General features: G+C 57.1%; 13 protein-coding genes and 1 other RNA gene. 2 read left to right on the top strand and 12 right to left on the bottom strand.

What is annotated here, in order from left to right:
• Nucleotides 1-5: 5 nt before the first annotated feature.
• The 12 genes from murG to rsmI all read right to left on the bottom strand — a co-directional run bounded on the left by murG (nucleotide 6) and on the right by rsmI (nucleotide 12,504).
• Nucleotides 6-1,112 carry an undecaprenyldiphospho-muramoylpentapeptide beta-N-acetylglucosaminyltransferase gene (gene murG / locus IEW52_RS03740; protein ID WP_188628811.1) on the bottom strand — a complete coding sequence of 369 codons (1,107 nt, stop codon included), beginning with the start codon at nucleotides 1,110-1,112 and terminating at the stop codon, nucleotides 6-8.
• Nucleotides 1,112-2,284, bottom strand: a complete 1,173-nt coding sequence (gene ftsW / locus IEW52_RS03735; protein ID WP_188628742.1) for a cell division protein FtsW — start codon at nucleotides 2,282-2,284, stop codon at nucleotides 1,112-1,114. Before ftsW ends, murG begins: the two co-directional genes overlap by 1 nt.
• Nucleotides 2,281-3,579, bottom strand: coding sequence for a UDP-N-acetylmuramoyl-L-alanine--D-glutamate ligase (murD, locus tag IEW52_RS03730; protein WP_188628741.1), 1,299 nt, complete (start codon nucleotides 3,577-3,579; stop codon nucleotides 2,281-2,283). The genes ftsW and murD overlap by 4 nt, the downstream gene beginning before the upstream one ends.
• A gap of 3 nt (nucleotides 3,580-3,582) precedes the next feature.
• Nucleotides 3,583-4,665 carry a phospho-N-acetylmuramoyl-pentapeptide-transferase gene (gene mraY / locus IEW52_RS03725; protein ID WP_188628740.1) on the bottom strand — a complete coding sequence of 361 codons (1,083 nt, stop codon included), beginning with the start codon at nucleotides 4,663-4,665 and terminating at the stop codon, nucleotides 3,583-3,585.
• Entirely contained in the window at nucleotides 4,659-5,999 is a 1,341-nt protein-coding gene (locus IEW52_RS03720; RefSeq protein ID WP_188628739.1) for a UDP-N-acetylmuramoyl-tripeptide--D-alanyl-D-alanine ligase, read from the bottom strand. Before IEW52_RS03720 ends, mraY begins: the two co-directional genes overlap by 7 nt.
• A complete protein-coding gene (murE, locus tag IEW52_RS03715; RefSeq protein WP_188628738.1) occupies nucleotides 5,996-7,468 on the bottom strand; it encodes a UDP-N-acetylmuramoyl-L-alanyl-D-glutamate--2,6-diaminopimelate ligase in 1,473 nt (490 codons plus the stop codon). Before murE ends, IEW52_RS03720 begins: the two co-directional genes overlap by 4 nt.
• Nucleotides 7,452-9,197 (bottom strand): penicillin-binding transpeptidase domain-containing protein, encoded by a 1,746-nt coding sequence (locus tag IEW52_RS03710; RefSeq protein WP_188628737.1) that lies wholly within the window; start codon nucleotides 9,195-9,197, stop codon nucleotides 7,452-7,454. Before IEW52_RS03710 ends, murE begins: the two co-directional genes overlap by 17 nt.
• Nucleotides 9,194-9,508 carry a cell division protein FtsL gene (gene ftsL / locus IEW52_RS03705; protein ID WP_188628736.1) on the bottom strand — a complete coding sequence of 105 codons (315 nt, stop codon included), beginning with the start codon at nucleotides 9,506-9,508 and terminating at the stop codon, nucleotides 9,194-9,196. Before ftsL ends, IEW52_RS03710 begins: the two co-directional genes overlap by 4 nt.
• Entirely contained in the window at nucleotides 9,505-10,449 is a 945-nt protein-coding gene (gene rsmH, locus IEW52_RS03700) for a 16S rRNA (cytosine(1402)-N(4))-methyltransferase RsmH (protein ID WP_188628735.1), read from the bottom strand. The genes ftsL and rsmH overlap by 4 nt, the downstream gene beginning before the upstream one ends.
• 1 nt (nucleotide 10,450) lies before the next feature.
• Nucleotides 10,451-10,909 carry a division/cell wall cluster transcriptional repressor MraZ gene (gene mraZ / locus IEW52_RS03695; RefSeq protein ID WP_188628734.1) on the bottom strand — a complete coding sequence of 153 codons (459 nt, stop codon included), beginning with the start codon at nucleotides 10,907-10,909 and terminating at the stop codon, nucleotides 10,451-10,453.
• A gap of 249 nt (nucleotides 10,910-11,158) precedes the next feature.
• Nucleotides 11,159-11,542, bottom strand: an RNA gene (gene rnpB / locus IEW52_RS03690) — RNase P RNA component class A.
• 119 nt (nucleotides 11,543-11,661) lie between these two features.
• Complete coding sequence (gene rsmI / locus IEW52_RS03685; RefSeq protein ID WP_188628733.1) at nucleotides 11,662-12,504, bottom strand: 16S rRNA (cytidine(1402)-2'-O)-methyltransferase; 843 nt, start codon at nucleotides 12,502-12,504, stop codon at nucleotides 11,662-11,664.
• Nucleotides 12,505-12,651: 147 nt separating this feature from the next.
• Between rsmI and IEW52_RS03680 the strand changes: the two genes are divergently transcribed.
• Nucleotides 12,652-14,448 (top strand): penicillin-binding protein activator, encoded by a 1,797-nt coding sequence (locus tag IEW52_RS03680; protein ID WP_229667773.1) that lies wholly within the window; start codon nucleotides 12,652-12,654, stop codon nucleotides 14,446-14,448.
• Nucleotides 14,372-14,776 carry a YraN family protein gene (locus IEW52_RS03675; protein ID WP_188628731.1) on the top strand — a complete coding sequence of 135 codons (405 nt, stop codon included), beginning with the start codon at nucleotides 14,372-14,374 and terminating at the stop codon, nucleotides 14,774-14,776. The genes IEW52_RS03680 and IEW52_RS03675 overlap by 77 nt, the downstream gene beginning before the upstream one ends.
• Nucleotides 14,777-14,782 lie beyond the last annotated feature (6 nt).

Below are 14,782 nucleotides of genomic sequence, written 5' to 3'. Positions count from 1 at the left end.
CTCATTTATTTCGCCACCGCGCGCAGGCTCTCGGCCACGCGCTGTGCAGCATCGGTAATCGCCAGGGTTCGCGCCTGCTCGGCCATCGCCAGCAGTTGCGCCCGATTCTCGCTAAGATGTTGTAGTTGCTCGGCCAGTGTTTTGGCGCTGAGCGTAGACTGCGGCATCAACAGCGCCGCGCCCCGGTCGGACAAAGAGCGAGCATTCTTGGTTTGATGGTCATCTACCGCGTGGGGCAGCGGTACAAACAACGCGCCCACTCCGGCCGCAGCCACTTCGGATACCGTCAAGGCACCGGCCCGGCACACCACCAGATCTGCCGCACCATAGGCGGCGGCCATATCATCAATAAAATCACTGACCTCGGCCTGTATGCCCAGTTGCTGATAAGCCGACTGCACAGCCTCGGCATTGCCCTTGCCGGTTTGATGGCGCACCTGGATATTGCCCGCCAATGACACCGCCTCGGGCAGCAAGTCGTTTAATATTCGGGCGCCCAGGCTGCCGCCCACCACCAGTAACCGCAACGGCTGAGGGTCTATGCCAATACGCTCGGCCGGGGCTGGCAGCGCCAGCACTTCGGGACGCACCGGATTCCCCACCACCTCGGTGTTGGCCGCAGATGGAAAAGCGCCGGGAAAGGCCATCAGCACCCGTCTGGCAAGCCGCGCCAGCAACTTGTTGGTCATGCCTGCCGCCGCGTTTTGCTCGTGCAGCACCAGCGGAATTCCCGCCAGCCAGGCGGCCACCCCGCCAGGGCCGGCGGCAAAACCGCCCATACCCAGCACCACCTGGGGTTGCACCTGTTTGAGCACCCGGCGAGCCTGAAAAATGGCCTTCACTATTTGCAGCGGTGCCAGCAACTTGCGCTTCAGCCCATTACCACGCACCCCGGCAATGGCGATGGTGTGCAAGGGATAACCATGCTTGGGCACCAATTGTGCCTCCATACGCTCGGCAGTCCCCAACCAGTGAATATCCCAGCCTTCGGCACGCAGCCGGTCGGCCACCGCCAGCCCGGGAAACACATGGCCACCTGTCCCCCCCGCCATCACCAACAGGGTTTTGGCTTGTAATTTGTCTTGGGCCAGAATGTTGGTCTGGGCTTGCATCATATCGCCTCCCGCTGTCTGGCCTGCATATGGTCGCGACGCCATTCAAAATCGATGCGCAGTAAAATAGCCACCGCAGTACTGATCACCAGCAGACTAGAGCCGCCGTAACTGACCAGCGGCAGAGTCAGGCCTTTAGTCGGTAACATGCCGGAGGTGGCGCCTACGTTCACCACGGTCTGAAAGCTGAACCAGATGCCGATGCCCATCGCCAGATATCCCTCGTATTGACGGCCACCCAGCAGTACCTTTTGCCCGATGTGCAACGCCTTGAAGGCCAGCCAGGCCTGCAACAATAACACCAGCAAAACCCCGGTAAAGCCCAGCTCTTCACCGAGAATGGCGAATACGAAGTCGGTATGGGCTTCGGGCAAGTACTCCAGTTTCTGAATCGAATTGCCCAAGCCCTCACCAAACCAGCCACCCCGGCCAAAGGCCATCAGAGATTGGGTTAACTGATAACCACTGCCAAACGGGTCTTCCCAGGGATTAAGAAAAGAAGTCACTCGACGCATCCGGTAAGGCGAAGTAATAATCAAAAAACCCACCAGGCTCACGCCCAGAATAATGAGGCTGATAAACTGGCTGAGTCGGGCGCCGGCCAGAAACAGCATGCCGATAGTGGTCACAAACAGCACCACCACCGAGCCCAGATCCGGCTGCTTCAGCAATAGCACCGACATCAACCCCATCACCGCCAACGGCTTGAGAAAGCCTTTCCACTGGCCGCGTACTTCATCCTGACGCCGAACCAGGTAGCCGGCCAGAAAGGTGAACAGCGCCAGTTTGGCGACTTCTGCCGGCTGTACGTTCAGCAGGCCCAGCGGCAACCAGCGCTGGCTACCGTTGATTTCACGGCCAACGAACAGCACCAGGACCAGCATCAGTATCGCGATGATCAAAAATGTCGTATTAAACTTCTGCCAGCGCTCCATGGGTACCTGCAACACCAGGGTGCTGAGCCCCAGACAAATAAGCAGGAAGATGCCGTGACGTTTCACGAAATAGAAGGGATCGTTGTCGATATTGATGCCTTCGGCTATCGACGCCGACGACACCATCACCAGACCGATGGCCATCAGTGCCAGCGATAAAATGACCAGCTGCCGATCGTAAATCAGCCCTTGCGAGGGCCGTAGCAGCCAGCCGCTACCAAAGGTTGGCCACTTCATAATGCCTCCACCAGAGTAATGAAGTGCTCGCCCCGCTGTTGATACCTGGCATACATATCAAAGCTGGCGCAGGCCGGAGCCAGCAGCACACAGTCTCCGGCTTGTGCCTGACTGGCACACCAGGCCACGGCCTCATCCAGATTGCTCACCTCATGGGTGTTATCCGCCAATGCCAGCAACTGATGCCGATCCTGGCCAAAACACACCATGCCGGCAACCGGGCCCTGCAACAGCGGGATCAGGGGAGAAAAGTCCTGCTCTTTACCCTGGCCACCGGCAATCAGCCACAAGCGGCCGCTCACGACTTCACTCATGCCGGCAATGGCGGCCAGTGTGGCCCCCACATTGGTGGCCTTGGTGTCGTTAACCCAGAGCACACCCTGTTTTTCGGCCACCAACTGGCAACGATGGGCCAGCCCCGAAAAACGACGCAATACCGCCAGCTGTGCCGCCTGAGGGATCTTGACCCAATCGGCCAAGGCCATGGCCGCCAGGGCATTCAGTTGATTGTGAGTACCCAGTATTTTCAAGGCCGATACCGGCAGCACGGGCTCACCGAAGCGACTCAGCCACAGCTCCCCCTGATGCTGAACGCGGCCATAATCCGTGTGATCGAGACCAAAGCTGACTGTAGCATCAGATCTGGGCGGACGCGTCTGATCGTCTTCCCGGTTATACACCGCCAGGCCGGCCCGGTGATAAATCTCCAGTTTGGTATCGCGATAATGCGCAAGGGAGTCATAGCGATCCAGATGATCTTCACTGATGTTAAGCACGGTGGCCGCGGCGGCAGACAGGCTGCGGGTGGTTTCCAGCTGAAAACTGGACAACTCGAGCACCGCCAGTGCCAGCTCTGAAGACAGCAAATCCAGTGCAGGAGTGCCGATATTACCGCCCACCCCCACCTTGATACCCGCTTCGCTGGCCATCTCGCCGACCAGGGTGGTGACGGTACTCTTGCCGTTGGAGCCGGTAATGGCCACTATCGGTGCCTGGCATTCGCGCACGAACAGCTCGATATCACCGACAATCTCGACACCGGCGGCCTGTGCCTGCTGCAGTGCAGGCGTTGCCAGCGCCAGCCCGGGGCTGGCGATAATCAACTGGGCAGCCAGCATGGGAGCCAGCTTTAGCTCACCAAAGTGGCGCTCTATGTGCTCGGGCAACTGATCGGCACCCGGTGGACAGGTGCGGGTATCCATAACCACAGGGGTGATGCCCCGGGCCAGGCAATAATGCAGACAAGACAGTCCGGTCTGCCCTAAGCCAATAATCAGGATACGCTCGGGTAACATGCTTTATCTCACCTTCAGGGTAGCCAGGCCAATCAGCACCAGCATCAGAGTAATAATCCAGAAACGGACGATAACTCTCGGCTCGGGCCAGCCTTTGAGTTCGTAATGATGATGAATGGGTGCCATGCGAAAAATCCGCTGCCCTCGTAATTTGTACGAGCCCACCTGCAGGATCACCGACAGGGTTTCAATCACGAAGATGCCGCCCATGATCACCAGCAGAAACTCCTGACGCACCAGGACTGCAATCACCCCCAGTGTTGCACCCAATGCCAGCGAACCCACATCGCCCATGAACACCTGAGCCGGATAGGTGTTGAACCATAAAAAGCCCAGACCGGCGCCCACCATGGCGGTACAGAACACCGTCAGCTCACCCGCATGGGCGACATAGGGAATATGCAGATAGGCGGCAAAGTTGACGTTGCCGGTGGCCCAGGCCACCAACGCAAACCCGGCAGACACCATGACCACCGGCATAATGGCCAGCCCATCCAGGCCATCGGTCAGGTTGACTGCGTTGCTGGAGCCGACGATCACGAAGTAGCTGAGAATGATAAAAAACAGCCCCAGTTGCGGCATCACATCTTTAAAGAAAGGCACCACCAATTGGGTTTGTGCGGGATCCTGAGCCACCCAGTACGCAAACAGTGCCGCAGCCAGTGCGGCAGCCGACTGCCAGAAATACTTCCAGCGCGCTACCAGCCCATCGGTATTTTTACGCACCACCTTGCGATAGTCATCCACGAAACCGATGGCACCGAAGGCGCCGAGCACAAACAACACTATCCAGACATATGGATTATCCAACCGCGCCCATAGCAACACAGTCACAAAAATGGAGATCAGGATCATCAGGCCGCCCATGGTCGGCGTGCCTGACTTGCTAAGATGGGATTCGGGCCCGTCATTTCGCACTACCTGGCCAATTTGCAGCAGTTGCAAACGACGGATCAGCCGCGGCCCCAGCCACAGGCAGACAAACAGTCCGGTCAGAATGGAGATGACCGCCCGAAAGGTGAGGTAAGAAAATACGTTGAAAAAGCTGAAATAAGGGGTCAGCCACTCCGCCAGCCATACTAGCATTGTGCGTCCTCCTGAATCGCCCGGACCACATCTTCCATCCGAGCACTGCGTGCACCCTTAATCAAAACCACGACCTTATTGTGTTGGGCCAACGTCTCAAGCAGCGCCGGCTGTAATTGTTGTTTATCTGCAAAGTGCCGGCCATGGGCCGCCGTTGCAGTATGTTTGCTGTCCTGACCGACCGTCATCACGCAGTCGATGCCCAACTTGCGGGCATGTTCACCCACCTGAATGTGCATCGCCTTGCTGTATTCACCCAGCTCCGCCATGTCGCCAAACACGAAGATGCGAAAGCCCGGCAGACTGGCCAGGGTGTTCAATCCGGCCAATACCGAGGCCACACTGGCGTTATATGTATCATCCAGCACCGTCAGACCGGGTCGCGTCCATACCTGCAACCGGCCGGCAGACGACTCAAACTGACTCAGGCCGGCGGCAATATCGTCCAGACTGGCACCCAGTGCCTCGGTACCGGCGGCTGCAGCCAGGGCATTGGACACATTGTGCTTGCCCGGCACTGGCAGCTGTATCGCCACCTCACCTTGCGGCGTGAGCAGCCGAAACTGGGCGCAACCGAACTTGTCCAGCTGAATATCCCGCGCCTGATAATCTTTATGCTCACCGAAATACACCAGCTCATGCTGTTGCTTCCAGAGCGCACAGAAGGGGCTGTCACCATTGGCGATGGCCACACCACCATCCACCAGGCCGTCATAGATTTCGCCTTTCGCCTGGGCCACGCCTTCCAGAGAACCGAAGCCTTCAAGATGGGATGCTTCAACGTTGTTGATCAGCGCCACATGAGGTTGGGTCAACGAGCTGGTCCAGGCGATTTCACCCACATGGTTGGCACCCAGTTCAACCACGGCATATTCGGTCGCCGCGGTGAGTTCACACAAGGTGAGTGGCACACCGATTTCGTTATTCAGGTTGCCTTTGGTGGCCAGTACAGTGCCCTTTTGTCGCAAAATGGCAGCCGCCATTTCCTTTACCGTGGTCTTGCCACAGCTGCCGGTAATGGCCAGCACCCTGGCCGAGCAGGCTTCTCGTACCAGGCCGCCCAGCACACCCAACGCCAATCGGGTATCGGCGACCTTGATTTGAGGCAAATCCAGATCCAGCCAGTGTTCCACCAGCAGGGCTGTTGCCCCTTGCTGCTGGGCCGCGGCGGCAAAGTCATGACCGTCGAAACGCTCACCGCTCAGCGCCACAAACAGGCCGCCGTCCGCCAGGAGCTGGCGGCTATCGGTGGTCACGGCCATGATGCTGGCATCACAACCTCGCAGTTCGCCACCGGACGCCTGGGCCAGTCGCTCAAGAGTCAGGGGAATCATGCATCAGTCCCCAGCAAGCTGGCGGCGGTTTCCCGGTCGCTGTAATGTGTTTTTTCGGTACCCACTATCTGATAGTCCTCATGACCTTTACCGGCCACTAAAATAATATCTTGCGCATCGGCATGCTCGATGGCGTAAGCCAGTGCCTCGGCTCGTTGATGAATCACCAGGGCGCTGGCCGGTTCGCTCAAGCCCAGGCGCATATCGTCGATAATGGCCGCTGCCGACTCGGTACGCGGGTTGTCATCGGTCAGGATCACCACATCGGCGCCCTGCTCGGCCGCCGCCGCCATCAAGGGCCGCTTGCCCTTGTCTCTATCGCCGCCGCAGCCTGCCAGGCACCACAAGCGTCCCTTGCAGTGCTGGCGCAATGCCTGCAACACTTGCTCCAGCGCATCTGGGGTATGGGCATAATCCACTACCACCAAGGGCTGATTTGGCGCACTGAACGGCTCCATACGACCGGCGACACCCGCCAGCCGGGGGGCGGTGGCCAGCAGTTGCTCAAAAGACTCACCCAGCGCCAGCAAAGCCGCCATGGCCGCCAACAGATTGGACACATTGAAGCGGCCCATCAGGGGGGCGGATAATACACCATTCCCCCAGTCGGAGTTAATGGCCACTTTAAAGCCATCGTTATAAAAATGTACCGTTTCGGCGACCAGTTGACGGCCGGAAAAATCACTGACTCGTCCGTGCAAACCATAGGCAATGGCATCGGGATAGCGACTTAACCAGCGCCGGCCCAGCGGGTCGTCTGCGTTAATCACCCTGGCCTCTTGGCACAGCTCGAATAACTGGCGTTTGGTTTCGCCGTATTCGGCCATGGTGCCGTGGTAGTCCAGATGATCCCGACTCAGATTGGTGAACACCGCCACGTCAAAATCAAGCGCAGCGACCCGGTGTTGATGCAAGCCATGGGAAGAGACTTCCATGGCGATGCGCCTGGCACCCGCTGCCTGTTGCTGCGCAAGTTGCTGTTGCACCTCCAGCGCGGAACCCGTGGTATTAACCGCCTGTTGCAGCTGGCCATACAGCCCGTTGCCCAGGGTGCCCATCACCCCGGCCTGTCTGCCCAGCAGACAACTCCAGTTGGCAATCAACTGAGTGATGGTGCTTTTGCCGTTGGTGCCGGTGACTCCCACCAGCTGCATACTGGCGGACGCATCGCCATAAAAGACACCGGCGATTCGGGACAGCTGCTCGGAAAGCCGAAACACGCCCAGCAAACGATGATCCAGATGATCCAGCCCGGCCTGTTCAGGGCTGTCTACCTCAAACATGACCGCCGCCGCACCGGCCTGCAATGCGCTATCGATAAACTGACGACCGTCGGCACTGTGGCCTTTAATGGCAATAAACAAGGCGCCGGGCGTTACGGCCCGGCTGTCTAGTGTCATGGTATGAATGGCGGTGGCGGGAGCCGACAGCCCCAGGGGCACCGCTAAATCTCTAAGTGTGAGGGACAAGGTTTGCCTCCTGGCCTGCCAACTGGAACTGTTCTTCTGTCGCCCCGTCGGGACGAATATTCATAAGCTGCAAAGCACCGCTCATTACTTCGGCAAACACAGGTGCCGACACCTGACCGCCATAATATTGATCGCCCTGGGGTTCGTTCATCACCACCACCATGGCCAGGCGCGGATTACTGATGGGCGCGACTCCCGCAAACAAGCCCACATAATCATTGCCGTAACCACCGGCAATGGCCTTGCGTGAAGTACCGGTTTTTCCGCCTATCCGATAACCGGGAATGGCCGCATTACCAGCGGTGCCGCCCGGCCCGACCACGGCTTCCAGCATGTGCAGCACCGCATCCGCGTGCTGTCTGGGAACCACTTGTTCTCCCTGAGGCACTTTATCCCGTTTGATAATGGTCAGCGGATAGCGCACGCCACTGTTGGCTATCACCGCATAGGCCTGCGCCAGTTGCAGGGGGGTCACGGTCAGGCCATAACCAAACGACAGCGTCGCTTTTTCAATGTCGGACCAGCGGCGGCGTTGCGGCACCAGGCCGGTACTTTCGCCCACCAACCCCATGCCGGAGTCGATTCCCAGTCCAAAGCGGTACAGGGTATCAATCAGCTGTTCTGGTGTTTCCTGCAGTGCCATGCGCACCATGCCCATGTTGGAGGAACGCATCAGTATGGTTTGCACACTGATCGGCCCCAGGTTGCGGGTATCGGATACCCGTTTGCCACCCAGTCGCATCCAGCCGGGGCTGGTATCAACAATGGAGTCGGCTTGTACTATGCCATTTTCCAGGGCACTGACCACGATGAGCGGTTTTAACGTCGAGCCGGGCTCATAGGTATCGGTAACCGCCCGGTTACGGGCTCGAAAACTCTGATACTGGCTGCGGTTATTGGGGTTGAACGAGGGCGTGTTCACCATGGCCAGCACTTCACCGGTTTTCACATCCAGCATCACCAGTGAGGCGGAAGTGGCACGGTGAAATTCGCTTGCCCGTTTCAGTGAACGATAGGCCAGAGCCTGAATGCGCTGATCTATGGTCAACTGTATGTTGTTTGCCTGACGCGCTTCAGACACTATGCCCAAGTCTTCGATGATTCTACCGGTTCTGTCTTTGCGCACCCGACGCTCACCCGCCTGGGAGGTCAACCACTCGTTGAACCCCCGCTCTATGCCTTCGATACCGTTGCCATCTATGTTGGTCATGCCCACCATGTGGGCATTGATTTCACCGGTAGGATAGAAACGACGCTCTTCCGGGCGCAGATGAACGCCGGGCAGGCGCAGCTTGCGAATATATTCGGCAACGGCGGGCGTAACCTGACGTTGCAGATACACGAAACGCCGTTTGGGGTTGTCGACTCGTTGCACCAGCTTGTCGCGCTGTACGCCCAGCACGTCGGCCAGAGCCTGCCAGGCCTGTTCTTTTTCCAGGCTGTGCTCGGCATGTACCTGCTTGGGATCGGCCCATACCGCCTGCACCGGCACCGACACCGCCAGCTCTTCGCCATTGCGATCCATGATCATGCCACGGGTGGTGCTGGACACTGTGGTACGTAACGAACGCATGTCACCTTCCATGCGTAATCGATCCGGTGATACCACCTGGATCCAGGCAGCCCGGGCAAACAAGGCAAAAAATGCCAACAAGATCACGCCACACACGGTCAGAAAGCGCCAACCGGTCAGCATGGGTTCTTTTTTGGTCTGCCTGCGCCGTCTCATTGTTGTGTCACCAGTTTTTCCTTTGCGGGAGCGGGGCGCTGCATACCGAGTTTATCTCGTGCCAGCGCTTCTATCCGACTATGTTCCATCAGGGTGTTCTGCTCTAGCAGCAAGTGTCGCCACTCGATATCGAGTCGGTCCTGTTCAGCCATCAACTCGTTGTATTCGCTGGTTAACTGGCGCGTTCCCTGAGTTACCACTATCACCAGTAGAGCTGAACATATGGTGATCAACGTCAGCAAGAGATGCCATTTATGGCGCAATAAATCCTGGCCAATCTCTTTGGCAAGGTTGATACGCCCCGCTCTCACCTTGGAGTATCCAGCCGTTCAGCCACTCGCAATACCGAGCTGCGGGCCCGGGGATTGGCTTCCACTTCAGCCGCCGACGGCTTTTGTGCCTTGCCGATGCTTTTCAAGAAACGGCCACCGGACAGCTGATCTTCCGTCAATGGCAGACCCGGTGGCACTTCCGGACCTTTTTCCTGCTTGCGAATAAAACGCTTAACGATGCGATCTTCCAGGGAATGGAAGCTGATCACGGACAAGCGACCGCCGGTCGCCAGTACATCCAGCGAACCATCCAATGCCTGTTCAATTTCGTCCAGCTCGCCATTAACATGAATACGAATAGCCTGAAAGCTGCGGGTAGCCGCGTGTTTATGCTTATCTTTGCTGGGGCTCACCCGGGCTATCATCTGTGCCAGGGCGCGAGTGCGGGTGTAGGGTTCGGTGGCGCGATCAAATACAATGGCGCGGGCAATTTTACGGGCAAACTTTTCTTCGCCGTAATTTTTAAGCACCCAGGCAATCTCATCTTCATCGGCTTCAGCCAGCCAATCAGCAGCACTTTGGCCACTGGAAGTGTCCATGCGCATGTCGAGGGGGCCGTCTTTTTGAAAGCTGAAGCCGCGTTCGGCTTCATCCAGCTGCGGAGATGACACGCCCAGATCGAGCAGCACGCCATCCACTTTTCCGGTCAGCCCCTGCTCTTCCATCATGTCTGCCAGCCGGGAAAAGGGGCCATGCAGGATCTGAAAACGGGGATCGTCGATGTTGGCGGCTTCGGCAATAGCCTGAGGATCGCGGTCGATAGCCAGCAATCGGCCGTTAGGACCCAACTGCGACAAGATGTGACGAGAATGACCGCCGCGGCCGAAGGTGCCGTCAACATAAATGCCGTCTGGCTGAATGTTCAAGCCGTTCACTGCTTCATGGAGCAGTACCGTGATATGTGCCTGTTGTTGACTCATGTTATAACGCGAAATCCCGCAATCGTTCCGACAATTCCCAGTCTTCTCGAGGAAGCGCCTGCAAATCATCGCTAATTTGTTGTTGCCAGCGAGACTCATCCCATATTTCGAAGCGATTGAGTTGCCCCACCAGCATGATTTTTTTATCGAGCCCGGCATGTTGCCTGAGTGGACTCGATACCAGCACGCGCCCCTGAGCATCCAGCTCACACTCGGTAGCGTGCCCCAGCAACACTCGCTGCAAACGCCGCTCTTGCGGCTGTGTGCTTGAAAGTGCTCGCAACTTCTTTTCTATCAGCTCCCATTCATTGAGCGGATAGAGCAATAAACAGGGATCAAAGATATCTATGGTGCACACCAGAAGGCCTTCGCTTTCGTCACGAAATCGGTCTCGAAATCGAGTCGGTATTGCCAACCGGCCCTTGCTATCAAGGCTGATGGCGTGAGCACCACGCAGCATTATGAGTCCTTAACCTTTGGTTTGTTCCACAAAAAACCACTTTTTCCCACTTCGCTAGAGTGTATGTAGCGAGCCCTTGCTTTTCAAGCAGGCGAAGCAGAAAAGACCGATTTCCCCCATCAGCGAAAGGCTGAATAGAAAAGGCCATCGATTAAGAACACAAGCTGGCAGTTATGAATGCCACCTGTCGTCACGGACAAGGGGTTAACCCAACAAAAAAACGCAGCCGAAGCTGCGTTTTTTTGGAAAAGTGGGAGTTGGCCTGTAAGCCGGGTTCTGTATCGAGCAAGCTCGATTAGTAATCATTCCTCTAGGCCAGCAATCGCTCACTGGCTCCAGCAACCTACCCGCCTCCAGCGCGGGCCGCGCCTGTAGGAGGCCTATTTGGTCTTGCTCCGGGTGGAGTTTACCGTGCCACGAACTGTTGCCAGTCGCGCGGTGCGCTCTTACCGCACCCTTTCACCCTTACCTGTGCCCGAAGGCCATCGGCGGTTTACTCTCTGCTGCACTGGTCGTAAGCTCACGCTTCCCAGGCGTTACCTGGCACCCTGCCCTGTGGAGCCCGGACTTTCCTCCCCTCCGCCCGTATGCCCGAAGACACAACGACGAAGCAGCGATTACCCGGCCAACTCCGAGCCGGATTGTACACTAGCCCCGCTTTTATACCAATGTTGAATGCTTAATTTTTAAAGTTATAGCGTATGAACTTTCTTAAACTGACAGCCTACAGCTGATCGCTGACCGCTAATTTCTTAAAGCCCGTTCTCGAGCCCGTACTTGTAAAGGGCATTCTTTTTACCACCGTGAATTTCCGCGGTCAGGGCGGCGGCTTTCTTCAACGGCAGCTCACTGCACAGCAAGGTCAGGGTGCGCAAGACCTTGGCCGACAGTTCATCTTCGCTGGTCGGACGATAACCGGCCACCATCAGCACGATTTCACCACGGCTGCGGTTGGTATCGGCTTGCAGCCAAGACAGCATGTCAGCGGCGGGCAAGCTGTGAATGGTTTCAAAGGTTTTGGTCAGCTCCCGCGCCACCACGATCTGGCGATCGTCTCCCAGCACCTGGACCAGTGCGGCGACACTGTCCAGCAAGCGACGAGGCGACTCGTAAAACACCAGGGTACGCGGCTCATCTTTCAGATGGGTTATTTTATCCAGTCGGGCTTTTTCTTTTGCCGGTAAAAAACCTTCGAAGGCGAAGCGATCGGTGGGCAAACCTGCGCCAGACAAGGCCGTAATAGCGGCGCAGGGTCCCGGCACGGCAATCACCTGAATACCGGCATCACGACAGCTATTGACCAGGTGATAACCCGGGTCGCTTATCAAGGGGGTGCCCGCATCCGAGACCAGAGCTACACTTTGGCCATCCAGCAACCGCTTGACCAACTGCTCGGACTTATACTGCTCATTATGATCATGCAACGCCCAGGTTGAGGTATTAATTTGGTAATGAGATAGCAGTTTCGCCGTATGGCGGGTATCTTCACAGGCTATTAGATCAACCTGCTGTAATATATCCAGTGCTCGCTGACTGATATCATTCAGGTTGCCGATAGGGGTTGGCACAATATAAAGTGCAGCCGCTTGGCTCATAGGGACTCCTGTGTAAGTAATTGTTTCACCGTCATGGCCCTATTACACTTAGGACTAGAATGACACAGCTTGGGATTAAAGGGATTGGCAACACAACATCAACGCAATAGTGTAACACGGCTATTATGCACCCTGGTGCTTTCATCTATGCTGCTGGCTTGTGGCACCGGCTCCATGCAACAACGCCTGCCCGAGAAGGCGCCCGGCATGTTCACCACCACAGAGTGGTCTGGCGAACAATATTTGCAACAGGCCAAAACCGCCAAGCAAGCCGATGCCTTTACCTGGCAGGTGCTCGCCATACGCGCCTGGCTGCAACAAGATAACGTGACGGCGGCCAAAAACCAGCTGGCGCAGTTACAGAAGAATGCCGTGCCGGCACAAGCGCCGATACTCAGTTTACTGGAAGCTCAGGTGGCGCTAACCACCAAACAGCTACCATTGGCCGAGCAGCTGCTGACGGGCATCGACAAGCGCGTCCTGACTCCTGATGCCAGCAGTTATTATCTGTTGTTGCAGGCCAACCGGCTCGAACAGCAAAACCAGCCCATAGCTGCCGCCAACATGCTGATTGAACGGCATCCGCTGCTGAGCGGTCCGGAACAACAAGCGAATCTGGAACGCATTCACAGCCTCTTGGCCGCAGAGTCATCCTTAAGCTTGCGCCAGGCGCTGAACGCCAACAACAGCGAGCAGGTCGACGGCTGGCTGCGATTGATGGCAATCTTGAACGCCACCGGTACCGAGCCTGCGCAACGTAACTGGCAACTGCACTCCTGGTATAAAAGCTATCCGGATCACCCCGCCAGCCAATACCTTCCCGCAGGCGTTGATGATGAGGCCAAGCTCGAACTTGACGCTTACCAGCCTAGCCACATTGCCGTATTACTGCCGCTCAGCGGCAAGCTGGCAACCCAGGCCGATGCCATTCGCAATGGCATTTCCAGTGCCCATCAAGGCCAGTCATCCCGGCTCAGCTTCTTTGATACCAATGGCACCGACATGAGCAGCCTTTATCAACAGATTCAACAAACAGGTGCCGACTTTATTCTTGGTCCGCTGCTGAAGGAAAATATCGAGTCACTGGCCAGCCTGGATCCGGCGATTCCGCAACTGGCCCTGAATATGCCCGCCCAGTTCGTCGACTTGCCGCATCGCTATTACTTCTCGCTGTCTCCAGAAGCGGAAGCCGCAGAAGCCGCCCTGTATATGTGGGAACAGGGCCATCGACAGCCGCTGGTATTCGCTCCCGATAACGAACTGGGACGCCGTGCTGCCGCCGAGTTCAACACCCGCTGGCAGCAACAAAGCGGACAGGCGGCGCGCCTTGCCTATTTCAGCAGCAAGCAATCCATAGAAGCAGATGTGCGTCGCGCGCTCAGGAGCCAACCAGCTAAGGCAGCAGCAGGCGTCATTCAGCCGATAGAGAGTGCAGGCGTGGCACCGGCTGCCGGCCCCATCGACTCGGTATTCATGGCATCCAACGCCACCGAAACCCGCTTTATTTTGCCTTACTTTGATTTTGTAAGAGACAGCCGCAGCAAACGACTGCCTACTTATGTAACCTCGCGTAGCTATATTCCCGGCGGCGAAGCTCCCATGAGCGAACTGAATGAACTGCAGCTGGCAGATATGCCCTGGTTATTTGGCAGTGCTCCGCAGCTCATGGGCGAAGTCGAGCGGCTCTGGCCCGCCAGCAATGCCACCTGGTTACGGTTATTTGCCTTGGGTTATGATGCACAGGCACTGATACCGCAATTGACGGATTTGCGCATGGGCTCCGCCGCCGTCCCCGGACTGACCGGAGAGCTCAGCATCAGCGATCAAGGCGTGGTGCAGCGGCGACTGCAATGGATGGAGTACAAGGATGGCGACTGGCAGCAACACCTCGAACAACCGCAAAACCTCGACGCAGAGCAGCAAGCTCTCGACCAGCCGCAGTAGAGGCGACCAGTTTGAACGACGCGCCGAGCAGTTTTTGCTTGGCCAGGGGCTGGAGCTGCAAGTGCGCAACTATCTGTGCAAGCTCGGAGAAATTGATCTGATCATGCGGGCCGGTCACACTCTGGTTTTTGTGGAAGTACGCTATCGCAAAAACAGTCATTTTGGGGGGGCAGCCGCTTCCGTCACGCCCGCCAAGCAGCAAAAGCTGCGCCGGGCCGCTTACAGTTATTTACAATCGAGGGGGCTGAATGAATCACAACAGCCTTGCCGATTCGATTTGGTGGCCTGTGAAGGCAGCGATATTCACTGGATACCTAATGCCTTTTGAGGAAAG

Origin of the sequence: Oceanisphaera marina, from assembly GCF_014643915.1 — a bacterium.
Lineage (GTDB): Bacteria > Pseudomonadota > Gammaproteobacteria > Enterobacterales > Aeromonadaceae > Oceanimonas > Oceanimonas marina.
The sequence above is the reverse complement of the archived record's forward strand: the minus strand, read 5'-3'. Positions and strand labels throughout refer to the sequence as shown.